The sequence below is a fragment of the Rhizobium sp. NZLR10 genome (genome assembly GCF_019685125.1).
Taxonomy (GTDB): Bacteria; Pseudomonadota; Alphaproteobacteria; order Rhizobiales; family Rhizobiaceae; genus Rhizobium.
The window spans coordinates 63,897-83,589 of the sequence record NZ_JABDWE010000018.1; the positions used below are offsets into that span (position 1 = coordinate 63,897).

The 19,693-nt window shown below is 62.5% G+C and carries 22 protein-coding genes and 1 other RNA gene; 11 read left to right on the forward strand and 12 right to left on the reverse strand.

The genetic code is table 11. The features are described from left to right. The first annotated feature begins 177 nt into the window (after window positions 1–177). Window positions 178–1,809: an MFS transporter gene (locus HJB82_RS24095; protein ID WP_207582411.1), complete on the forward strand. Its 1,632-nt coding sequence runs from the start codon at window positions 178–180 to the stop codon at window positions 1,807–1,809. Between the two features lie 8 nt (window positions 1,810–1,817). Further along, window positions 1,818–2,270, forward strand: a complete 453-nt coding sequence (locus tag HJB82_RS24100) for a GNAT family N-acetyltransferase (protein ID WP_207582412.1) — start codon at window positions 1,818–1,820, stop codon at window positions 2,268–2,270. A 4-nt stretch (window positions 2,271–2,274) separates the two neighbouring features. On the opposite strand, the gene HJB82_RS24105 is transcribed toward HJB82_RS24100, so the two are convergent. Next, complete coding sequence (locus HJB82_RS24105) at window positions 2,275–3,546, reverse strand: lytic murein transglycosylase (protein WP_221141760.1); 1,272 nt, start codon at window positions 3,544–3,546, stop codon at window positions 2,275–2,277. Between the two features lie 185 nt (window positions 3,547–3,731). After that, entirely contained in the window at window positions 3,732–4,337 is a 606-nt protein-coding gene (gene recR, locus HJB82_RS24110) for a recombination mediator RecR (RefSeq protein ID WP_003589338.1), read from the reverse strand. 57 nt (window positions 4,338–4,394) lie between these two features. Between recR and HJB82_RS24115 the strand changes: the two genes are divergently transcribed. Then, window positions 4,395–5,024, forward strand: coding sequence for an MOSC domain-containing protein (locus HJB82_RS24115; protein ID WP_207582414.1), 630 nt, complete (start codon window positions 4,395–4,397; stop codon window positions 5,022–5,024). 28 nt (window positions 5,025–5,052) lie between these two features. Here the strand turns inward: HJB82_RS24115 and HJB82_RS24120 are convergent, their stop codons facing one another. The 3 genes from HJB82_RS24120 to ffs form a co-directional block, all read right to left on the reverse strand. Next, window positions 5,053–5,376 (reverse strand): YbaB/EbfC family nucleoid-associated protein, encoded by a 324-nt coding sequence (locus tag HJB82_RS24120; RefSeq protein WP_007634163.1) that lies wholly within the window; start codon window positions 5,374–5,376, stop codon window positions 5,053–5,055. A gap of 22 nt (window positions 5,377–5,398) precedes the next feature. Further along, window positions 5,399–7,276 (reverse strand): DNA polymerase III subunit gamma/tau, encoded by a 1,878-nt coding sequence (locus HJB82_RS24125; protein ID WP_221141761.1) that lies wholly within the window; start codon window positions 7,274–7,276, stop codon window positions 5,399–5,401. 45 nt (window positions 7,277–7,321) lie between these two features. Then, window positions 7,322–7,418, reverse strand: an RNA gene (gene ffs / locus HJB82_RS24130) — signal recognition particle sRNA small type. 88 nt (window positions 7,419–7,506) lie between these two features. Here ffs and HJB82_RS24135 point away from each other — a divergent pair. From HJB82_RS24135 to HJB82_RS24155, 5 genes are all read left to right on the forward strand, one after another. Continuing rightward, on the forward strand, window positions 7,507–7,917 hold the full coding sequence (locus HJB82_RS24135; RefSeq protein WP_207582416.1) for an HIT domain-containing protein: 411 nt from the start codon (window positions 7,507–7,509) through the stop codon (window positions 7,915–7,917). Beyond that, the gene (gene nudC / locus HJB82_RS24140; RefSeq protein ID WP_207582417.1) at window positions 7,914–8,873 is read left to right on the forward strand and encodes an NAD(+) diphosphatase; all 960 of its coding nucleotides are present in this window, start codon (window positions 7,914–7,916) and stop codon (window positions 8,871–8,873) included. The genes HJB82_RS24135 and nudC overlap by 4 nt, the downstream gene beginning before the upstream one ends. A gap of 4 nt (window positions 8,874–8,877) precedes the next feature. After that, on the forward strand, window positions 8,878–9,570 hold the full coding sequence (locus tag HJB82_RS24145; RefSeq protein ID WP_049731259.1) for a YafY family protein: 693 nt from the start codon (window positions 8,878–8,880) through the stop codon (window positions 9,568–9,570). Window positions 9,571–9,642: 72 nt separating this feature from the next. Continuing rightward, a complete protein-coding gene (locus HJB82_RS24150) occupies window positions 9,643–9,903 on the forward strand; it encodes a hypothetical protein (protein WP_207582418.1) in 261 nt (86 codons plus the stop codon). A gap of 131 nt (window positions 9,904–10,034) precedes the next feature. Then, on the forward strand, window positions 10,035–10,403 hold the full coding sequence (locus HJB82_RS24155; protein ID WP_207582419.1) for a VOC family protein: 369 nt from the start codon (window positions 10,035–10,037) through the stop codon (window positions 10,401–10,403). Window positions 10,404–10,468: 65 nt separating this feature from the next. Here the strand turns inward: HJB82_RS24155 and HJB82_RS24160 are convergent, their stop codons facing one another. Both HJB82_RS24160 and HJB82_RS24165 read right to left on the reverse strand, forming a co-directional pair. Next, complete coding sequence (locus HJB82_RS24160) at window positions 10,469–11,323, reverse strand: prephenate dehydratase (protein ID WP_207582420.1); 855 nt, start codon at window positions 11,321–11,323, stop codon at window positions 10,469–10,471. Between the two features lie 10 nt (window positions 11,324–11,333). Next, window positions 11,334–12,089 carry a 3-deoxy-manno-octulosonate cytidylyltransferase gene (locus HJB82_RS24165; protein WP_207582421.1) on the reverse strand — a complete coding sequence of 252 codons (756 nt, stop codon included), beginning with the start codon at window positions 12,087–12,089 and terminating at the stop codon, window positions 11,334–11,336. A 153-nt stretch (window positions 12,090–12,242) separates the two neighbouring features. On the opposite strand from HJB82_RS24165, the gene HJB82_RS24170 reads away from it, so the two are divergent. Further along, a complete protein-coding gene (locus HJB82_RS24170) occupies window positions 12,243–12,800 on the forward strand; it encodes a cytochrome c family protein (protein ID WP_221116478.1) in 558 nt (185 codons plus the stop codon). A 72-nt stretch (window positions 12,801–12,872) separates the two neighbouring features. On the opposite strand, the gene HJB82_RS24175 is transcribed toward HJB82_RS24170, so the two are convergent. Beyond that, window positions 12,873–13,820, reverse strand: coding sequence for an AEC family transporter (locus HJB82_RS24175; protein WP_207582423.1), 948 nt, complete (start codon window positions 13,818–13,820; stop codon window positions 12,873–12,875). A gap of 510 nt (window positions 13,821–14,330) precedes the next feature. Here HJB82_RS24175 and HJB82_RS24180 point away from each other — a divergent pair. Then, the gene (locus HJB82_RS24180; protein ID WP_207582424.1) at window positions 14,331–15,323 is read left to right on the forward strand and encodes an adenosine kinase; all 993 of its coding nucleotides are present in this window, start codon (window positions 14,331–14,333) and stop codon (window positions 15,321–15,323) included. Here the strand turns inward: HJB82_RS24180 and HJB82_RS24185 are convergent. Continuing rightward, window positions 15,316–15,855 carry an SH3 domain-containing protein gene (locus HJB82_RS24185; RefSeq protein ID WP_207582425.1) on the reverse strand — a complete coding sequence of 180 codons (540 nt, stop codon included), beginning with the start codon at window positions 15,853–15,855 and terminating at the stop codon, window positions 15,316–15,318. The two genes, HJB82_RS24180 and HJB82_RS24185, sit on opposite strands and share 8 nt — an antisense overlap. A gap of 184 nt (window positions 15,856–16,039) precedes the next feature. On the opposite strand from HJB82_RS24185, the gene HJB82_RS24190 reads away from it, so the two are divergent. Then, window positions 16,040–17,041: a D-glycerate dehydrogenase gene (locus HJB82_RS24190; RefSeq protein WP_221116479.1), complete on the forward strand. Its 1,002-nt coding sequence runs from the start codon at window positions 16,040–16,042 to the stop codon at window positions 17,039–17,041. A 22-nt stretch (window positions 17,042–17,063) separates the two neighbouring features. Here the strand turns inward: HJB82_RS24190 and HJB82_RS24195 are convergent, their stop codons facing one another. Genes HJB82_RS24195 through recF form a run of 3 tightly spaced genes read right to left on the reverse strand, consistent with a single transcriptional unit; the run spans window position 17,064 to window position 19,494 of the window. Continuing rightward, window positions 17,064–17,552, reverse strand: coding sequence for a GNAT family N-acetyltransferase (locus HJB82_RS24195; protein WP_221141762.1), 489 nt, complete (start codon window positions 17,550–17,552; stop codon window positions 17,064–17,066). Next, window positions 17,549–18,373, reverse strand: a complete 825-nt coding sequence (locus HJB82_RS24200; RefSeq protein ID WP_207582428.1) for a molybdopterin-synthase adenylyltransferase MoeB — start codon at window positions 18,371–18,373, stop codon at window positions 17,549–17,551. The genes HJB82_RS24195 and HJB82_RS24200 overlap by 4 nt, the downstream gene beginning before the upstream one ends. After that, window positions 18,370–19,494 (reverse strand): DNA replication/repair protein RecF, encoded by a 1,125-nt coding sequence (gene recF / locus HJB82_RS24205; RefSeq protein WP_207582429.1) that lies wholly within the window; start codon window positions 19,492–19,494, stop codon window positions 18,370–18,372. Before recF ends, HJB82_RS24200 begins: the two co-directional genes overlap by 4 nt. Between the last annotated feature and the right edge of the window lie 199 nt (window positions 19,495–19,693).

Consider the following 19,693-nt stretch of genomic DNA (forward strand, 5'->3'; position numbering starts at 1 on the left):
GCCCACTCTTCATCAAGCGATCAAGAATTTGAGAGCCATATAGTCGGGTTTTTCCGAAATTGCAAGGTCTGCGGCTGATTCCGCCAATTCGTGTCGGGTGACGTCGGTGGGCCTATGGCCAGCGCCGATCTTGCGCATATATTGCCGTTGCGGCGCAACAACAAAAGCGGAGAAATCGTGGCCTACACTTCGTCGACATTGGCGCCCCTGCGGCACGATACCTACCGCACCATCTGGTTCGCCAGCCTGTCCTCGAATTTCGGCGGCCTGATCCAGGCGGTTGGTGCTGCCTGGATGATGACGACGATCAGCGCCTCGGAGGATATGGTCGCGCTGGTGCAGACCTCGACGGCGCTGCCGATCATGCTGTTTTCGCTGATATCGGGTGCGCTCGCCGACAATTACGACCGCCGGCGGGTCATGCTGACGGCGCAATGCATGATGCTGACGGTTTCGGCTCTGCTGACGATCTTCGCCCTTCTCGGCTGGATCACCCCCTGGCTGCTGCTCTTCTTCACCTTCCTGATCGGCTGCGGCACAGCACTCAACAATCCCTCCTGGCAGGCCTCGGTCGGCGACATGGTGCCGCGCGCCGATCTGCCGGGCGCCGTCACGCTGAACAGCATGGGTTTCAACATTACTCGCAGCGTTGGGCCGGCGATCGGCGGCGTCATCGTCGCCGCAGCCGGCGCCGCTGCAGCTTTCGCAGTGAACACCGTAAGCTACCTCGCGCTGATCTATGCCCTGCTGCGCTGGCGGCCGAGCACGCCGGTCTCGACTCTGCCGCGGGAGGCGCTCGGCAGCGCCATCTTCGCTGGCCTGCGTTATGTCTCGATGTCGCCCAATCTCGAAAAGGTTCTCCTCAGGGGACTGCTCTTCGGCATCGGCGCCAGCTCGATCCTGGCGCTGCTGCCGATCGTCGCGCTCGATCTCGTCGGCGGTGGCCCGCTGACCTATGGTTTCATGCTCGGCGCCTTCGGCATCGGTGCGATCGGCGGGGCGGTGCTGAATGCGCGACTGCGCCAAATGCTTTCCAGCGAGATGATCATCCGCCTCTCTTTCGCCGGCTTCGCGCTGAGCGCCGTCATCGCCGCCTTCAGCCCAAGCGCTGTCCTTACCTCTGCCGGGCTGCTCGTCTCCGGCGCCTGCTGGGTTTCCGCACTTTCGCTCTTCAACACCATCGTCCAGCTTTCGACGCCGCGCTGGGTGGTCGGCCGCGCGCTGTCACTCTACCAGACCGTTACCTTTGGCGGCATCGCCGGCGGCAGCTGGCTATGGGGTATTGCCGCCGATCGATACGGCGTCGCCGATGCGCTGCTGATGTCATCGACCGTCATGCTGCTCGGCATCGTGATCGGCCTGCGTTTTTCCATGCCGGCCTTCGCCTCGCTCAATCTCGATCCGCTGAACCGCTTCACCGAGCCGGCCCTCAGTCTCGACATTACGCCGCGCAGCGGCCCGATCGTCATTCAGGTCGATTATGAGATCGGAGATGACGACCTGGCCGAATTCATGGAGCTGATGGGCGAACGGCGCCGTATCCGCATCCGCGATGGCGCCCGCAACTGGGCGCTGATGCGCGATCTCGAAAACCCCGGACTGTGGACGGAAACCTACCATACGCCGACCTGGGTCGAATACATCAGACACAACCAGCGGCGGACGCAGGCCGATGCCGAAAACACCGACAGGCTGCGTGCGCTTCACCGCGGCGAAGGTCCGCTGCATGTTCACCGGATGATCGAACGCCAGGCGATCCCGCCGGGCGACGATGTCTTCCACAAGGCGCCGATCGATCTGCATCATTGAGGCCAAGCATGAGTTTCAGGCTCGCCCGCCAATCCGATCTCGCCGCCATCGTCCGGCTTCTGGCCGACGACGATCTTGGCGGCACCAGGGAAATCGTCGCCGACCCCGTCGATGCGCGGTATCTCTCGGCCTTTGCCGCGATCGAGGCGGATGCCAATCAGCTTTTGGCCGTTGCAATCGATGCGGCCGATCGGGTCGTCGGCTGCCTGCAACTGAGCTTTATTCCCGGCCTGTCGAGGACGGGCATGTGGCGCGGTCAGATCGAAAGTGTGCGTGTTGCAAGCGATCGTCGCGGCTCGGGTCTCGGCGCAGAATTGATCGAATGGGCGATTGGCCAATGCGCCGCGCGCGGCTGCGGCCTCGTGCAACTGACATCGGACAAGACGCGAGCAGGCTCGATGCGCTTCTACGAGAAGCTCGGCTTCGTCGCCAGCCATGAGGGGCTGAAGCGCACGCTCTGAATCCTTATTTCAACTTGCCTTTCATCGTGGCTTCGGGAAAGCAGGTCGGCTTCATGCCGTTCTTCGCCTGCCACTGGCCGATCGAACGCCGGGTCTTGTAGCCCGGCAGGCCGTCGGAACCGCCGACATCGTAGCCCTGCCGTTCCAGCGCCTTCTGCATGGCGGCGACATCCGAGCGCAGCATCTTGCCGACATCTCCCCATCGGCCTTGGAAGGCGCCGCCATTATCGGCGATCCGGTCGGCGAGATTGCCGATGTAAAGCGCGTAGAGATCGGAATTATTATATTCCTTGATGATGTAGAAATTCGGCGTGACGACGAATTCCGGCCCGTCGCGGCCGGCCGGGACCAGCATCATGCCCTCAGCCTTCATCTCGCCCGATGGAAAACCCTTGCCGGAGATGCGGTCGATGCCGAGCGAGGCCCAGTGCGACAGCGGCTTTGCCAGGTCGGGGCCTTCCTGCGCGCAGGAGACCGCCTCCGGTATCGATACCTCGAAGCCCCAGTCGCGGTCGCGCTGCCAACCTTTCTTGACCAGGAAATTGGCGATCGAGGCGAGCGTATCCGGCACCGAGGTCCAGATGTTGCGATGGCCGTCGCCGTCGAAATCGACGGCATATTTCAGATAGCTGGTCGGCATGAACTGCGGCTGACCAAGCGCGCCCGCCGACGAACCCTTGAAATCGGCGGGCGTCACGTCGCCTCCGTCGAGAATATGCAGCGCCGCCACCAATTCGGTGCGGAACATCTCCTTACGCGTCGACGTGAAAGCCTTGGTCGCCAGCACCTCGATCGCCGAATTCGGGATCTTCGCCGCGCCGAAGCCGGTCTCCCGGCCCCAGATGGCAAGCACGATCGAGCCCGGCACGCCATAGGTCTTCTCGATCCGCTTCAGCGTCGAACCATATTGCGCGGCAAAGCCGCGCCCCGTCGCGGCAAGCCTCTTCAGATGGTCCTCGTTGAAATAGGGACCGGGCGAGGAAAACTCCGCCTGCGTCTGCTTCTGCTCCTTCGGCGGCGGGAAGCCGGGCGGCGCCAGATCGGGCAGGTCCCAATTCAGCCTAATGCCGGAGAAAGCGGCCTGGAAGGTCTTCTCCGAAATGCCGTTTGCCTTCGCCTCGGGCCAGAGGTCCTTCTGCACCCACGTCTCGAACTGCGCTTCGACATCGGCTTTCGAAGGGGTTGCGAGGGCGGGGAGGGGTAGGAGAGCGGCCATTGCAGCGAGTGCGAATATCCGCAGCCGCCGTAGAATACCCCCCTCTGTCCTGCCGGACATCTCCCCCACAAGGGGGGAGATCGGCAAGAAGCGCCGGCTTCGCGGAATCTTGGTCGTGAGCGAAGCGGTTTCGGCCATCTGTGGCCGTTGATCAAGGCAAGAGGTCCCCCCTAGCCGATCTCCCCCCTTGTGGGGGAGATGCCCGGCAGGGCAGAGGGGGGTGCGGTGCGCCATACCCAAGCCTCTCATATCACCGTCCGCGCCCGAAGGGCCGCCGCAAGTGTACCCTCGTCGAGGTAGTCGAGCTCGCCGCCGACAGGCACGCCGTGCGCCAGGCGGGTGATCTTCACCTCGAGCCCCTGCAACTGGTCGGTGATGTAATGCGCCGTCGTCTGGCCCTCGACGGTGGCATTGACGGCGATGATCAGCTCGCGGATGCCACCTTCGCCGATCCGGTCGATCAGCCCGCGAATGTTGAGATCGTCGGGCCCGATCCCGTCAAGCGGCGACAGCGTACCGCCGAGCACATGATAGGCGGCGTTCATTGCGCCTGCCCGCTCCAGCGCCCAAAGGTCCGATACGTCCTCGACGACGATGATGATGGATTGATCGCGCTGCGTGTCGGTGCAAACGGTACACGGATCGACGGTATCGACATTGCCGCAGCGAGAGCAGATCTTCACCTTGTCATAGGCCTCGCCCATCGCATTCGACAGCGGGCCAAGCAGCTGATCCTTCTTCTTGATCAGATGCAGTGCCGCCCGGCGTGCCGAGCGCGGCCCGAGGCCCGGCACCTTCGCCAGAAGCTGGATGAGTTTTTCGATTTCGGGGCCGGTGACTCGTTTTGCCATGCGCCGTTCTTAACTGATATGGAACGAAAACGGAATCGCGGAAGGATCGGCCGTCCCATGAAAATCCTGGCGCTGTGCACCGGCAATCCGGAAAAACTGCCGGGCAAGAGCTATAAGACCGGCATCTTCAAGCATGCCGTCAACGGCGCGGTGATAATCGATGCTGAAGGACTGGTCGGTGATGCCATCTGCAACCGAAAACACCATGGCGGAGTCGATCAGGCAGTTTATGTCGAGGGGTCGCTGACGCTCGACTGGTGGAGCGGGGAGCTTGGCCGGCCATACGAGCCCGGCACTTTCGGTGAAAACATGGTGATATCAGATCTCGACAACCGCGACGTCGCCGTCGGCGACCGCTTTGCCGCGGGCGATCTCGTCCTAGAAGTCACCTCATGTCGCATTCCCTGCGCTACCTTCGCCGCCAGGATGGACGATCCGACATTCGTCAAGCGTTACACCGCCGCCGCCCGTCCCGGCATCTATTGCCGCGTGATCAGGGGTGGGGTGGCCGAGGCCGGAATGCCGGTCGATCACCAACCATTTGCGGGAGAGAAGGTGACGATGCCGGAGCTAATGGAAACCTTCGGCCGGCGCCTGTCTGAGGTGGACCGGGCGAGATATCTCGCATCACCGATCCACTACAAACTGAAAGCAGTGTTGGAAGCCGCGCACGAACACTGGGCATAGGCGCGGGCCTATTTTGTTTGCGGCTCGATCAAAACGGCAGCTTGAAACCGGGCGGGATCGGCAGGCCGGCGGTGAGTGCCTTGGTCTTTTCGGCGGCGAGCGCCTCGGCCTTGTCCTTGGCGTCCTTGTGGGCGGCGACGATCAGGTCCTCGAGGATCTCGACATCGTCTTCCTTGAACAGCGATGGGTCGATCTTCAGGCTCTTCAGCTCGCCCTTGCCCGAGATGAGCACAGTGACGAGGCCGCCGCCGGCCTTGCCTTCGGCCGTGAGCTCGGCGATCTCCGCCTGCATCTGCTCCATCTTGGCCTGCATTTCCTTGACTTTGCCCATCATGCCCATGATGTCGCGCATCGTCTTGCTCCTTGTTGAAACTCTAGAACTCTATGTCGTCGCCAGGCAGGATGTCGCCTTCCTCGGATTCGGCGGCGGCCGGTGGCGTTGCCTCGCCTTCCTCTTCCGGTTCGGGCGCCCGCACGCGCACGTCGATGATTTTCGCCCCTGGAAAATGCGCCAGGATCGCTGCCACGTCAGGGTCCTGACGGGCGTCGATGACATGCTGCTCCCGGGTCCTGGCCTCCGCTTCCACCAGCGTCGGCTTGCCCTCTTCGCGGCTGAGGCTGACGATCCAGTGAATGCCGGTCCATTCCTTCAGCTTGACGGCAAGCTCGTTGAGCAGTGTCGTCGGCGCGCCCTCGGTCAGGCTGACGTCAAGGCGGCCGGGCTCGATCCGGACCGGGCGCACAAAGGCGCGCACCATCGCCTTCAACTTCGGATCGCGCTTCTCGGCGGCAAGATCGACGATATCGCTGACCGAGTTGACCTGGACGAGCGACTTTAGCGCTTCCGCCGGTTTCGTCTCGATTCGGCCGATAGGCATCGTCTCGGGCTGGCTGCTCGGCACCGCACGCAGCATTGCCACCGGCGCGGACGCCTGTGGTTTGCTCGGTGCGATTTCCGGCGCGCGTGCCGCGACACTGCTTTGATAGGGAACCCGCGTGCCGTTGCCGCCGCCACTGCCTGAAGGCGGGGAGGCGGGCCGCGGGCCGGCATTGTCGCCGGAAAATTCGGCAAGCCGCCGCGCCGCGTCTTCGGGCGCCGGCAGATGCGCGGCATGCGCCAGCCGGATCAGCACCATTTCGGCCGCACCTGCCGTCCGCGACGAGCCTTCCGTTTCCGGAATGCCCTTCAACAGCATCTGCCAGATGCGCGACAGCGTCGTTACCGCAACGCCCTTGGCGAATTCCGCCGCCTTGGTGCGCTCGACTTCGCTGAGCGAGGGGTCGTTCGCCGCATCCGGCACATATTTCAGCCGCGTCACCAGATGGGTGAAATCGGCAAGATCGGTCAGCACCACCACGGGATTGGCGCCGGCCTCGTACTGGCTCTGGAATTCGCCGAGGGCTGCGGCCACGTCGCCCTGGACGACATGCTGGAAGAGATCGACGATCCGGGCGCGGTCGGCAAGACCGAGCATCCCGCGCACGGCTTCCGCCTGCACGGCGCCGGCACCATGGGCGATCGCCTGATCGAGCAGCGACAGCCCGTCGCGCGCCGAGCCTTCGGCGGCACGCGCGATCATTGCCAGCGCGTCCGGTTCCGCCTCGATGCCTTCCTTGGCGGCGATCGTCGAAAACAGCCCGACGAGATCCGACGCGCTGATGCGGCGCAGGTCAAAGCGCTGGCAGCGTGACAGCACGGTGATCGGCACTTTGCGGATCTCGGTCGTGGCGAAGATGAACTTCACATGCTCCGGCGGTTCTTCCAGCGTCTTCAAGAGGCCATTGAAGGCCTGCGTCGACAGCATGTGCACTTCGTCGATGATGTAGACCTTGTAGCGCGCCGAAACCGGCCGGTAGCGCACCTGCTCGATGATCTCGCGGATATCGTCGATGCCGGTATGGGAGGCGGCATCCATCTCGATCACGTCGACATGCCGGCCTTCCATGATCGCCTGGCAGTGCTCGCCGGGCGTGCGAAGGTCGATCGTCGGCTTGTCGACATCAGCTGTCTTGTAATTCAGCGCTCGCGCCAGGATGCGCGCAGTCGTCGTCTTGCCGACGCCGCGCACGCCGGTCAGCATGTAGGCCTGGGCGATGCGGCCGGTCTCGAAGGCGTTGGTAAGGGTGCGGACCATCGGCTCCTGGCCGACCATCAGGTCCGTGAAATCCTTGGGGCGGTATTTGCGAGCCAGCACCCGGTATCCGGTGCCCGTCGAGGCGGCATCTTTTGATTGTCGCTCGGTGTCGCTCATCGCCCTGCTTGTCGCCCGGATCGTCGGGCACTTCGTGGAGAGAAGGTGGGAGGCTGGCACGATGACCCGTGCCGGGCTCGTTAGGGCTGCTTCCTTCCGGACCTGACCCGGTTGGCGAGTGGCTCGTCCACCACCAACCTCCCGAATGCACATATCGGCAATATCGTCATCAAAAGCAAGCCAACATGATAAAAAACTGCTAGTCGTTGGAAAAGACAGGAGGAATGCCCTTGAACGGCTTTATGCTCGACCCTCGGCTGGAAAACGACAGCGTCAGCATCATGATCACGGGCCTCTGTGATCTGAGATTGTCGAGGGATGCCCGCTGGCCCTGGCTCATTCTCGTGCCGCGCCGGGCAGGCATCACCGAAATCTTCGAGCTGACGCCGCTCGACCAGGTGCTGCTTGCCTTCGAGACCGAGCTCACTGCCACGGCGCTGAAGCAGATCACCGGTGCCGCAAAAATCAATATCGGGGCTCTTGGCAATATCGTCCGCCAGCTTCATGTTCATGTGATTGCCCGCTTCGAAGGCGATGCCAACTGGCCGGGTCCCGTCTGGGGCTTCGGACGCGCGGAACCCTACGAAGACGAAAAGAGAGACGAATTCACAGCGAAGCTGCGGGAAGCCCTTTCATCATGAGTCATTCGCTTTTCGATTCGGATGTGCCGCATCCGGAGCCCAGCAATCTCACGGCTTTTGCCGCCAACGACCTCAATCGCGATTCCGAACATCGCGACGAACGCTCCGTCGAAAAAGCGCTGGCCAAGGAGGGCACGCATATCTTCGCCTTCGCCGGCGACAAGCTGGTGCTGAAGCATGACGGCCAGGTGCTCGATCCGCTCTTTGCCCGCTATGAGCTTCAGGAGCTTCGGCCGAATTGGGACGAGACGGTGCTTCTCGGCTACCGCAAATCAGGCGAGCCGCGCCTTGCGGTTCCCGTCGGTATCGACGTCGACGATCTCACCAGCCAATACAAGCCTGCCGACGGCCGCACGCTGTTTCGCGAAATGCTGATCGACGAGGTGCTGCTCGGCGAATTCGCCCAGGCCGCGAGCCTCATCCGCTGGAATGGCGACAACCGCTTCTGCGGCCGTTGCGGCTCGGCGATGGAGATCCACATCGGCGGCTACAAACGTGTCTGCGCTGCCTGCGAACACATGATCTTCCCCCGCACCGACCCTGTCGTTATCATGCTGACGATCGATGAGAGCCGCGACCTCTGTCTGCTCGGCCGCAGTCCGCATTTCGCGCCCGGCATGTATTCCTGTCTTGCTGGCTTCGTTGAACCTGGTGAGACCATCGAGAACGCCGTGCGCCGCGAAACGCTGGAGGAATCGGGCATCCGCACCGGCCGCATCCGCTACCACGCCTCGCAGCCCTGGCCGATGCCACATTCCCTGATGATCGGCTGTTACGCCGAGGCCAGATCCGCCGAAATCACCCGCGACGAGACGGAGTTGGAGGATTGCCGCTGGTTCACCCGCGAGGAAACGATCGAGATGCTGGAACGCCCGAGCGCGACAGGCAAGGCCTCTCCGCCGAAAGGGGCGATCGCCCACCGCCTGATGCGCGACTGGGTGGAGTGGAAGCGGTAACGCCATGCCGGTCGCCCGCTCGGAACGGCTGCTGACGCTGCTCCAGACGCTCCGGCGTTACCGGCGGCCGGTGACCGGCATCGTGCTTGCAGAGGAAACCGGCGTCAGCCTGCGCACGCTCTATCGCGATATTGCCAGCCTGCAGGCCCAGGGTGCGATGATCGAAGGCGAAGCCGGCATCGGCTACGTGCTGAAGCCGGGTTTCATGCTGCCGCCGATGATGTTTTCCGAAGAGGAGCTGGAAGCACTGGTGCTCGGCTCGCGCTGGGTCGCCCGCGCCGCCGAACCGCGCCTGGCCGGCGCCGGCGCCGATGCGCTCGCCAAGATTGCCGCCGTGCTGCCGGCCGATATGCGGGAGATGATCGATTCGGCAGCCCTTTTCGTCGGCCCCAAACGCCGGGACGAGGACAAGGCGGATGTCTCGGCCATCCGCCGGGCGATCCGCCTGGAGCGGATCCTCGAACTGCATTATGGCGACGAGCAGGGCCGGATCTCGCGTCGCCGCGTCTGGCCTTTCGCACTCGGCTATTTCGAGCATGTACGCGTCCTCATGGCCTGGTGCGAACTGCGCCAGGACTTCCGCCATTTCCGCACCGACCGCATCATCGACATGACGCTGCATGAGGTGCGTTATCCGCGCCGCCGCACGGTTCTTCTCAAGGAATGGCGCGAGCAGGACGTGCCGCTCGAGAACTGAAACGCTGCTGCCATAAACTGTCAGCAGTCGGGGTTATCATCAGTACCAATTCAACAGGAAGGAGTACTGATCATGGCAATGCCTCCAGTCATTCAGCGGGCCGGCGACCGCTTCGCCACTGATAGCTTTGCCGACATCATTTCGGCCGAAACTTTCGCCGACGTCCGCCAATCGGCACGCTCCGGCCTGCTGCGCCTGGCCATCAGCTTTTTCTGGATCCCCGGGGGAAGCCGCTCCAAGCTCGACGTTGAAGCGACACCCGACTATCTGAAGCGCGACCTCGGCTTCATGGATGGGCGCAACCCACGCCACAAGGATGGTTTCCCGCTCTAGGCCACCTCATCGTTATCCGCATCCGCGAGGAGACGAGGGCGTTGCTTCGGCAACGCCCTTTGTGCCCTGCTGCCATAAATTGGCAGCAGGTAATTCCTCGTCCACCATTTAACACCACCGGGAGAACCAAAATGACCAGCCCCAATCTGATTATCCTCTACGTCAAGGACCCCGGCGAAAGCGCAAGCTTCTACCGGAACCTCCTGAACCGCGAACCGACCGTGGAAGCACCGAATTTCGTCGCCTTTCCGCTCGATGGCGGCTTCACCCTCGGCCTCTGGCGGCGCAGCAAGGTCGAACCGCAGCCCTCCGCCATCGGCAACCGCGGGGAGGTGGCCTTCATGGTTGCGGGGGAAAATGCTGTCGCCAACCATTATGAGGACTGGCGCAAGCGCGGCCTGCCGATCGCCCAGGAACTAACCGAACTGGACTTCGGCCCGACCTTCGTCGTGCTCGATCCGGATGGTCATCGCCTGCGTGTCTGTGAGCCGGATAAATAATAGCTGATATGCGAGGCCTCTCATGCATGCCGCCCGGAAGGTGGTTCCGGGCGATATGCAAAAAACTAAAGCAGGCCTCGCATCGCATGCCCCTTGTAGACGCCGAGGATGCGCACCTTCTCGGAGAAGAACCGCAGTTCTTCCAATGCCCGCCGCACGTTTGGATCGTTCGGATGGCCTTCGATATCGGCGTAGAACTGTGTCGCCACGAATCTTCCGCCGAGCTGATAGCTTTCCAGCTTGGTCATGTTGATATTGTTGGTGGCGAACCCGCCGAGCGCCTTGTAGAGCGCGGCCGGAATGTTGCGAACGTTGAAGACGAAGGTGGTAACGACCTTTTCGTCCGCCGAATTCCGTTGCGCCCATTCCTCGTCGCGCGACAACACGACGAAGCGGGTGACGTTGTTTTCGGTATCCTCGACATTTTCGGCGATGATCTCGAGCCCGTAGAGATCGGCGGCAAGCCGCGGCGCCAGGGCGGCCATCGAGCGGTCGCCGGTTTCCTTCACCAGCTTTGCCGCGCCTGCCGTATCGCCGGCGATCACAGGCTTCCAGCCATTGGCCCGAACGATCTTGCGGCACTGGCCGAGCGCGTGAATGTGGCTGTGCACGGTGCGGATCTCGTCCTTGGTCACCCCCGGCAGCACCATCAGCTGGAAGCGGATCGGCATGAAATACTCGCCGATGATGTGCAGCCGCGATTCAGGCAGCAGATGATGGATATCCGCGACGCGCCCGGCGATCGTGTTCTCGATCGGGATCATCCCGATATCGGCGTCGCCGTTGTCGACCGCCGTGAACGCATCCTCGAAGGTCTGGCAGGGCAGCGGCTCCATGGTCGGAAACATGTCCCGGCTGGCCATGTCGGAATTGGCGCCGAATTCGCCCTGGAAGGCGATCCTGTTGGTCTTGATGTTCATGATGGTTCCGTCAGTTCGACTTTGCGGAGAGGATGCGCCGCGCTATTTCGAGGTCGGCGGGAGTATCGACACCGAGCGGAACCGTGTCAACGATCTCAACGTCGATGCGCATGCCGGCCTCCAGCGCCCGCAACTGCTCCAGCGATTCGCGCCTTTCGAGCGTTGAAGGCCCGAGCGCGACGAACCGTTCCAGCGCCGCGCGCCGATAGGCATAAAGGCCGATATGGTGGTAGAGCGGGCCCTTGCCGTAAGGTGCCGTCGCACGCGTGAAATAGAGCCCGCGCAGTCGGGTGTCGGAAACGGGCGAACCGACAACCTTGACGATATGCGGCGCGGTTTTATCAGCTTCATTGTCGATTTCGGTCGTCAGCGTGCCGATATCGACCGCCTCGTTCTCGAGAGGGCGCAAAGCCGCGCGCACGGTTTCCGGATCGATCGTCGGCAGATCGCCCTGGACGTTGACGATGAATTTTGCCCTGCCGGCAGGATCGACTTTCTTCAGCGCCTCGAAGATCCGATCGGAACCAGATTGATGATCACTGCTGGTCATGACGACTTCGAAGCCGGCGGCCGAAACGGCATCGAACACCCGGGCGTCGTCGACGGCGACGACGACGCGGCCGATGGCTGCCTCCCTGGCGCGCATCGCCACCTGGACGATCATCGGCAGCCCGCAAATATCGGCGAGCGGCTTGCCCGGAAGTCGGGTGGAGGCCATACGCGCCGGGATCAATACAAGCACGTCATCTAAATTTGAATCACTCATTGGTCGGGCCTTCTATTCCGGGCTGAAAAGTGTCAAAAAGTCTCACGCACAAGACCATTTAGACAGTTGCAACGATCAGCCAAAAGACATAGGTTCCGCGCGATTTCAAGATGGTCGGGTTATGGTCTGCCGGCTGCAAGGGGAGCATTGCAGATGAATTCATACGTCAATACGGCCGTTGGGGCGCTGCTCGGAACGATTTTCGTTCTGATGTCGGTCTCCATCGCGTCCGAAGGGATCTTCCATTCCGAAGCACCGGAAAAGGAAGGTTTCGCGATCGTTGCCGAAGAGGCGCCCGCCGCTGGTGGCGAAGCTGCGCCTGCCGCTGCTGCCGTTCCGATCGCGCAATTGCTCGCTTCTGCCGATGCCAAGGCCGGTGAAACGGTCTTCAAGAAGTGTCAGGCCTGTCATGACGGCACCAAAGGGGGACCGAACAAGGTCGGTCCCAACCTCTTTGGTGTCGTGGATCGCCCGATCGCCTCGCATGAGGGCTTTGCCTATTCCGCTGCCATCAAGGATTTTTCCAAGGGCAGCAGCGAGAAGTGGACCTTCGAATTTCTCAACAAGTTCCTGATGGCGCCGAAGAAGGATGTTCCCGGCACGGCGATGGGCTTTGCCGGTCTGCCGAAGGATCAGGATCGCGCCAACGTTATCCTCTACCTGCACACGCTCGCCGATTCGCCGGTGCCGCTGCCGACCGCGACGCAGTGACGCGGACGGAATAATCGCATGTCATAGAAGCCCGGCCCGCGAAGCCGGGCTTTTTGTTGTGCAAAGAGTTTTTCAGGCACCCAGGAAATAGGCCCAGAGCGACACCGTGATTGCACCGAGCGCCGTCGTCACCGTGATCGTCGAGGCGGCGATGCTATGACCGACGCCGAAGCGGTTGGCGATTAGCCAGGCGTTGACGCCTGTGGGCACCGAGGAGGTCAGCACGATCGCCGCCGTCCATTCGGGGCTGAGGCCGAGGAGATGGCTCGCCGCCCATACGCAGCCGGGCAGCATCAGCAGCTTCAAGCTTGACGTGACGCTGGCGATGCCGAGATTGCCGGAAATGCCGTATTTCTCCAGCGCCATGCCGAGCGAGATCAGCGCCGCCGGACCGGCAATGCCGGCGATCTGCTTGACGACCGTTGCCAGGGTTACGGGCATGGTGAGACCGGAAAGATGCATGGCCATGCCGGCCGCAAGCCCGATCACCAGCGGATTGCGCACCAGATTGACGGCGATCTGGCGCAGCACGAGCATCATGCTGCGATCGCTTTTGCCGGCGATCTTGCGCTCGGCATGCTCCATCAGCACGGTGCCGGCGACCATCATCACCGGCAAATGCACGGCAAGCAGGATCGACAGCGCCACCAGCCCCTCATCGCCAACGGTCCGCTCGACGAGCGGCAGGCCGATGAAGATATTGTTGGCGAAGGCGGAGGAAACGCCGGCCAGCACGCCGATCCGTTCGTCGCGGCCGAAGAGCCGCGTGGCGGCGATATGGCCGGTCGCCCAGGTGATGGCAACGCCTGAGAAATAGACGATCCACAGCCGGAAAGGCGAGGCGCCATGAAAATCCGCCTCGGCGATGGTGCGAAACAGCAGTAGCGGCACGGCGATCTTGAAGACAAATTCGCTGAGCGCTTCGCCGACATTCGATGCCATCAGGCCGCTGCGGACGATCACCCAGCCGATGAGGATCAGGATGAAGATGGGAAGAACGTCGAGAATGATGGCTGACATGGGGGAGGCTGCTTTGCGCGGGGGGAGTATCAACCTCTACTGCATAATTCCTCAAATCGGAATCGGTTTAAGGAGAAAATTATCCAGCAATTCAAAGTTCTACGGCGCTGCGCGTCTAAGAAGGCGTAGCGGCGCGACAGCAGCAAGCCTTCTGGATTGAAAAGCCAATCGCCAATCCGGCAGCATCCGCAGAGCAAAAAAAGCGGGCACAGCCCGCTTTTCCGCTCCGGACCTGCCGGATATCCGATCGCGAAGCTGCCAGTTCATCCGTGGTCAGCATCGCGCCGGTAAGATCGAAGGGATCATCCCTCGGGCGCCCGGCTGCAACCGAAAGCTGCTCATGCCGGTCTTCTTGCGACTGTTTCTAGATTTTGAAGATGACACGGGCATGACGAATAGGCGGCAGTTTTGCGAAGAAATAGATGTGCCATCCGCCATTTATCCTTCCAAACTGTAGAAATTTCGCTAAGACCAAACCCCGGCTATCACAAATCCGGGACTCCCCATTTCATGACAAGATTCGATGTTCTGACAGTCGGCAACGCAATCGTGGATATCATTGCCCGTTGTGACGACCAGTTCCTCATTGACAACCAGATCACCAAGGCGGCCATGAACCTCATCGATGCCGAGCGCGCCGAACTGCTGTATTCGCGCATGGGACCGGCGCTCGAAGCCTCCGGCGGCAGCGCCGGCAACACGGCCGCGGGCGTGGCTAACCTCGGCGGCAAGGCTGCCTATTTCGGCAATGTCGCCGCAGATCAGTTGGGTGACATCTTTACCCACGACATCCGCGCCCAAGGCGTCCACTACCAGACCCGGCCCAAGGGCACCTTCCCGCCGACGGCCCGTTCGATGATCTTCGTCACCGGGGACGGTGAGCGTTCGATGAATACCTATCTCGGCGCTTGCGTCGAACTCGGGCCTGAGGACGTCGAGACCGACGTCGTGGCCGACGCCAAGGTCACCTATTTCGAAGGTTATCTGTGGGATCCGCCACGCGCCAAGGAAGCGATCCTCGATTGTGCCCGCATCGCCCATGAAAACGGCCGCGAAATGTCGATGACGCTGTCCGACAGCTTCTGCGTCGGCCGCTATCGCGGCGAATTCCTCGATCTGATGCGCTCCGGCAAGGTCGATATCGTCTTCGCCAATCGCCAGGAAGCGCTGTCGCTCTATGAAACCGACGATTTCGAAGAGGCGCTGAACAGGATCGCCGCCGATTGCAAGATCGCCGCCGTGACCATGAGCGAGGACGGCGCCGTCATCCTGAAGGGCCGCGAGCGTTATTACGTCGATGCGATCAAGATCAGGGAAGTTGTGGATACGACAGGTGCCGGCGATCTCTTTGCCTCCGGCTTCCTCTATGGTTATACGCAGGGACGCTCTCTGGAGGATTGCGGCAAGCTCGGTTGCCTCGCCGCCGGCATCGTTATCCAGCAGATCGGCCCGCGCCCGATGACCTCGCTTTCCGAGGCTGCCAAACAGGCTGGGCTTATTTGAAGGCTTCGCCGGGATAGGCGCCCCAGATCTCCGACTGCGCCACCCAGCCGGAGGCGCCGTCGGTTTCGGCGCGGCACCAGTCACCGTTGCATTCGCCGATCGTCACCATTACGCCGGGTTCCAGCTTGGCGACGATCGATGCGGAGGGCTGCGCCTCGCGCCGCAGATTGACAAAGACGCCCTTACCCTTCGTCTTCATCCACGGGGCGGCGATCGCCGCACGCTGGCCTGACAGCAGTGACTGGTTGACCCAGCCTTCGGTACCGTCCGCATCGCGAATGCGGCGCCAGTTGTCGTATTCCTGAATGATCTCCACCGGCAACCCGGATTTCAGGTACATCCACGAAACGGCATAATCCGTTCCCGGGCCGATGCGCAGGTTGACGCGCTTGGATTTCAGCGTGACGAAACGCGGCAATGGCAGTCCGCTTGGACCCTTGGCGGCCTGCGCATGGGCAAATTCGACGGTTCCCATGGATGCGGCCAGAGCGATGGCCAGGGCGAGGCAGGACTTCAGGACTTTGCTGCGCATGGAAGTTTCCGTTTGCTCGAATTCGCGGACAGGCCCGGCCTGTTCGCGGTCCGGGCTCTGACATTCCCCGGCCGCACCGCGAGTTTTGTTTGTCTTCGCGTGCGGGTCTGGTAGAAAATGCCCGGATGGGAAAATTATCACCCCTCTTGGTTAAAGACCTCTGAACAAGGCACCACAGCCAGCCATGACAGCGAAGAAAAAACCGAAGGTCTACATCACCCGCAAGCTGCCCGATGCCGTCGAAACCCGGATGCGGGAGCTCTTCGACGCCGAGCTGAACATCGACGACGCGCCGCGTTCCGTTCCCGAGCTTGTCGCCGCGGTCAAGACCGCCGAGGTGCTGGTGCCGACCGTCACCGATCGCATCGACGCGGCGCTGATCGATCAGGCGGGACCGCAGATGAAGCTGATTGCCAGCTTCTCCAACGGCACCGATCATATCGACGTCGAGGCGGCGGCGCGCAAGGGTATCACCGTCACGAACACCCCGAACGTCCTGACCGAGGATACCGCCGATATGACCATGGCGCTCATCCTCGCGGTTCCGAGACGGCTCGGCGAAGGCGCGCGCGTGCTGACCGACAAGCCGGGCGAATGGGCCGGCTGGTCTCCCACCTGGATGCTCGGCCGGCGCATTCACGGCAAGCGCATCGGCATTGTCGGCATGGGCCGCATCGGCACGGCGGTGGCCCGCCGCGCCAAGGCTTTCGGCCTGTCGATCCATTATCACAACCGCAAACGCGTCAATCCGGCCGTCGAGGACGAATTGGAGGCGACCTATTGGGAAAGCCTCGACCAGATGCTTGCCCGCGTCGACATCGTTTCGGTCAATTGTCCATCGACGCCGGCAACCTTCCACCTGATCTCGGCCCGCCGGCTGGCGCTGCTGCAGCCGACGGCCTATCTCGTCAACACCGCACGCGGCGACGTCGTCGATGAAGCTGCACTGATCAAGTCTCTGAGGGAGGGTCGGATTGCCGGCGCCGGCCTCGACGTCTTCGAAAACGAACCCGCCGTCAATCCGAAGCTCATCAAGCTCGCCAATGAGGGCAAGGTCGTGCTGCTGCCGCATATGAGTTCGGCGACGATCGAAGGCCGCATCGACATGGGCGACAAGGTCATCATCAATATCCGCGCCTTCATCGACGGCCACAGGCCGCCGAACCGGGTGCTGCCCGGCCGCTGAAGGAGGCCGCGTCGAGCTGGATTCAGACGATGCGGATCTGAGGAGCAAGCATTTTGCGCATCTCGACGAATGTCATTCTGGCAAAGCCGGGATGCGCCTTTTCGGCGGTTCTGGAAAATCCCCAGGCGGCAAAGACGGCGTGATTGTCGGTAAGCTCGATGCGGGTTTCCAGCCGCAAAGCAGGAAGACCGAGCCTTGCGGCCGTCAGTTCGGCAATTGCCACCAGACGCTTGCCGAGGCCCTTGCCCTGCACCTCAGGCAGAACGGCGAGCTTGCCGACATAGAGGCAATCGGCCTCCGGCCGCAGGAACAGGCAGCCGATCAATTTGTCGCCGTCGATGGCGACATGGCCGATCTCTGCATCGGCCTTTTCCGCCAGCGACCCCGCCGTCAGCGCGAGCGCCGAGGAAGGCGGATCAATCCTGCCGTTCATCGAAGCGAAGGAGGCGAGGATGAGTGCGAGCAGCTCGTCCCAGCGCGTGAAACGATGATCAAGAGGGATAATCGTCATCCGCCCTGTCTTTCTGTCGTGCGGCGCCGTTTATAGCGCACAGTGTCGAACCGGGCCTTGAGCGCGTCGTAGAGCAGCAGCCGCCCGACCAGCGGCTCCCCGGTGCCGGTGACGAGCTTGATCGCCTCCATCGCCATCATCGTGCCGATGACACCGGTGAGCGCGCCGATGATGCCGGCCTCGGCGCAGGCCGGAATCAGCCCCGCCGGCGGCGCTTCCGGAAAGAGGTCGCGATATCTGGGGTTGGGCGTCCCGTCCTCGGCGCTCTCATAAGGCTTGAGAACCGTCAGCGAGCCATCGAAACGCCCGACGGCGCCGCTGACGAGCGGAATACGTGCTTCCTCCGCCGCATCGGCGGCGGCGTAGCGCGTGTCGAAATTGTCGGAGCCGTCGATCAGCAAATCGAAGCCGGACAATTGCCGGCGGGCAGTTTCCGGGGAAAAGCGTTCCTCGAAGCGGATCAGCCGGACATGCGGATTGAGCCTGGCGATGGCCAAGGCGGCACTTTCCGTCTTCAACTCGCCGATCGTGCCGGAATCATGGATCACCTGGCGCTGCAGGTTCGACAGCGACACCCGGTCGTCGTCGACGATACCGAGTGTGCCGATCCCGGCTGCGGCGAGATATTGCAGCACCGGCGCACCGAGGCCGCCGGCACCGATCACCAGCACACGGGCGGCTTTCAACCGCTGCTGGCCGGCGCCGCCGATCTCGGGGAGCAGGATGTGGCGGTGATAGCGGGCGATTTCGTCCGGGCTGAGCGGTTCCATAGCGCCGATATTATCATGGCGCCCGGCGCTGGGAAAAGCCGCCTCGGTCATTCGAAAGCTTTCCCGTCGGCAACGGTGAAGAACTGAGCCCTGTCGCCGAGCGCCGAAAACATCTCGCGATCCGTTCCGGTCATGAAGGCCTGGCCGCCGAGCCCGTCGATGAGGTCGAACAGCGCGGCGCGGCGGCCCTCGTCGAGGTGTGCGGCGATCTCGTCGAGCAGCAGGATCGGCGCATGATCGGTGAGATTGCCGACGAGGCGCGCATGCGCAAGCACCAGGCCGATAAGCAGCGCTTTCTGCTCGCCGGTGGAACAACGTTCCGCCTCCATCGCTTTTTCGCGGTGGTGCACGATGAGGTCGGCCCGGTGCGGCCCCTCCAGCGTGCGCCCCGCGCCGGCGTCGCGGTAACGGCTCTCCGCCAGCATTGCCGCATAGTCGTCCTCGAGGTCGACCGAGGGCCGCGAAAACTGACCGTCCATGAAGCCTGAGAGCTGCAGCGCTGCCGAGGGGAAGGGTGAACTTTCCGGCCTTTCCTCGATCAGGCGGGTCAGCAGGCCGAGCATCTCCTGTCGGGCGAGCGCCATGGCGATGCCGAGGCTGGCCATTTGTTGTTCGATACCGGCGAGCCAGGAGGGGTCGAAACGGCCTTCATCCAGCAATTTGTTGCGGCTGCGCATGGCACGCTCGAAATCGCTGGCGCGGCGGCCATGGGCGGGATCGAGCGATAGCACCAGCCGGTCGAGAAAGCGGCGCCGGTCGGAGGAGGCGCCGGTAAAGAGGCCGTCCATCGCCGGTGTTAGCCAGAGAAGGCGCAGATGGTCAGTCAGTTCATCGGCGGTCTTGGCGGGGGTGCCGTTGATCCGCAGTCTGCGCGAGGTGGTTTCCTCGCTTGTTTCGATGCCGGTGCCGATCTCGACTTCGCCTTCCATGCCGTCGAGCGCGGCGAAGATCGAAAAACCGCCGGCCGCACCGACACGGGTAATGTCGCCATAGGCGGCGCGGCGCAGACCGCGGCCAGGCGAAAGCAGCGAGACTGCCTCCATGAGATTGGTCTTGCCAGCGCCATTGTCCCCCGTCAGCACGGCGTGCCGACCGTCAAGGGCAAGGGACGCCGCCGCATAGTTGCGGAAATCTGTCAGCTTCAGACGGGAAAGAGCAACCTTGTGCGGCATCGAATGTCCGGAATCGTGAAGCGTGACAGCTAAGCCTAAGCGGCGTTGATGGCAAGGCTCGCAGCTTCGTCGCCGCGGAACGTTGTCGCTACTGTCGATCGGTGCGCGATAAGCTCCGAGCACGACGCTAGGCGGGTTCAACTCTCGCTAAAAATACAACCTTTGGAGGAGGCGCCAACGTTGCCGAGGCAGTATGGGC

Excerpts from the sequence above, each read along its gene's own strand:
- HJB82_RS24100 (WP_207582412.1), top strand. The coding sequence starts at position 1,818 with ATGAGTTTCAGGCTCGCCCGCCAATCCGATCTCGCCGCCATCGTCCGG.
- HJB82_RS24105 (WP_221141760.1), bottom strand. The coding sequence starts at position 3,546 with ATGTCCGGCAGGACAGAGGGGGGTATTCTACGGCGGCTGCGGATATTC.
- recR (WP_003589338.1), bottom strand. The coding sequence starts at position 4,337 with ATGGCAAAACGAGTCACCGGCCCCGAAATCGAAAAACTCATCCAGCTT.
- HJB82_RS24115 (WP_207582414.1), top strand. The coding sequence starts at position 4,395 with ATGAAAATCCTGGCGCTGTGCACCGGCAATCCGGAAAAACTGCCGGGC.
- HJB82_RS24120 (WP_007634163.1), bottom strand. The coding sequence starts at position 5,376 with ATGCGCGACATCATGGGCATGATGGGCAAAGTCAAGGAAATGCAGGCC.
- HJB82_RS24125 (WP_221141761.1), bottom strand. The coding sequence starts at position 7,276 with ATGAGCGACACCGAGCGACAATCAAAAGATGCCGCCTCGACGGGCACC.
- nudC (WP_207582417.1), top strand. The coding sequence starts at position 7,914 with ATGAGTCATTCGCTTTTCGATTCGGATGTGCCGCATCCGGAGCCCAGC.
- HJB82_RS24145 (WP_049731259.1), top strand. The coding sequence starts at position 8,878 with ATGCCGGTCGCCCGCTCGGAACGGCTGCTGACGCTGCTCCAGACGCTC.
- HJB82_RS24150 (WP_207582418.1), top strand. The coding sequence starts at position 9,643 with ATGGCAATGCCTCCAGTCATTCAGCGGGCCGGCGACCGCTTCGCCACT.
- HJB82_RS24155 (WP_207582419.1), top strand. The coding sequence starts at position 10,035 with ATGACCAGCCCCAATCTGATTATCCTCTACGTCAAGGACCCCGGCGAA.
- HJB82_RS24160 (WP_207582420.1), bottom strand. The coding sequence starts at position 11,323 with ATGAACATCAAGACCAACAGGATCGCCTTCCAGGGCGAATTCGGCGCC.
- HJB82_RS24165 (WP_207582421.1), bottom strand. The coding sequence starts at position 12,089 with ATGAGTGATTCAAATTTAGATGACGTGCTTGTATTGATCCCGGCGCGT.
- HJB82_RS24170 (WP_221116478.1), top strand. The coding sequence starts at position 12,243 with ATGAATTCATACGTCAATACGGCCGTTGGGGCGCTGCTCGGAACGATT.
- HJB82_RS24175 (WP_207582423.1), bottom strand. The coding sequence starts at position 13,820 with ATGTCAGCCATCATTCTCGACGTTCTTCCCATCTTCATCCTGATCCTC.
- HJB82_RS24180 (WP_207582424.1), top strand. The coding sequence starts at position 14,331 with ATGACAAGATTCGATGTTCTGACAGTCGGCAACGCAATCGTGGATATC.
- HJB82_RS24185 (WP_207582425.1), bottom strand. The coding sequence starts at position 15,855 with ATGCGCAGCAAAGTCCTGAAGTCCTGCCTCGCCCTGGCCATCGCTCTG.
- HJB82_RS24190 (WP_221116479.1), top strand. The coding sequence starts at position 16,040 with ATGACAGCGAAGAAAAAACCGAAGGTCTACATCACCCGCAAGCTGCCC.
- HJB82_RS24195 (WP_221141762.1), bottom strand. The coding sequence starts at position 17,552 with ATGACGATTATCCCTCTTGATCATCGTTTCACGCGCTGGGACGAGCTG.
- HJB82_RS24200 (WP_207582428.1), bottom strand. The coding sequence starts at position 18,373 with ATGACCGAGGCGGCTTTTCCCAGCGCCGGGCGCCATGATAATATCGGC.
- recF (WP_207582429.1), bottom strand. The coding sequence starts at position 19,494 with ATGCCGCACAAGGTTGCTCTTTCCCGTCTGAAGCTGACAGATTTCCGC.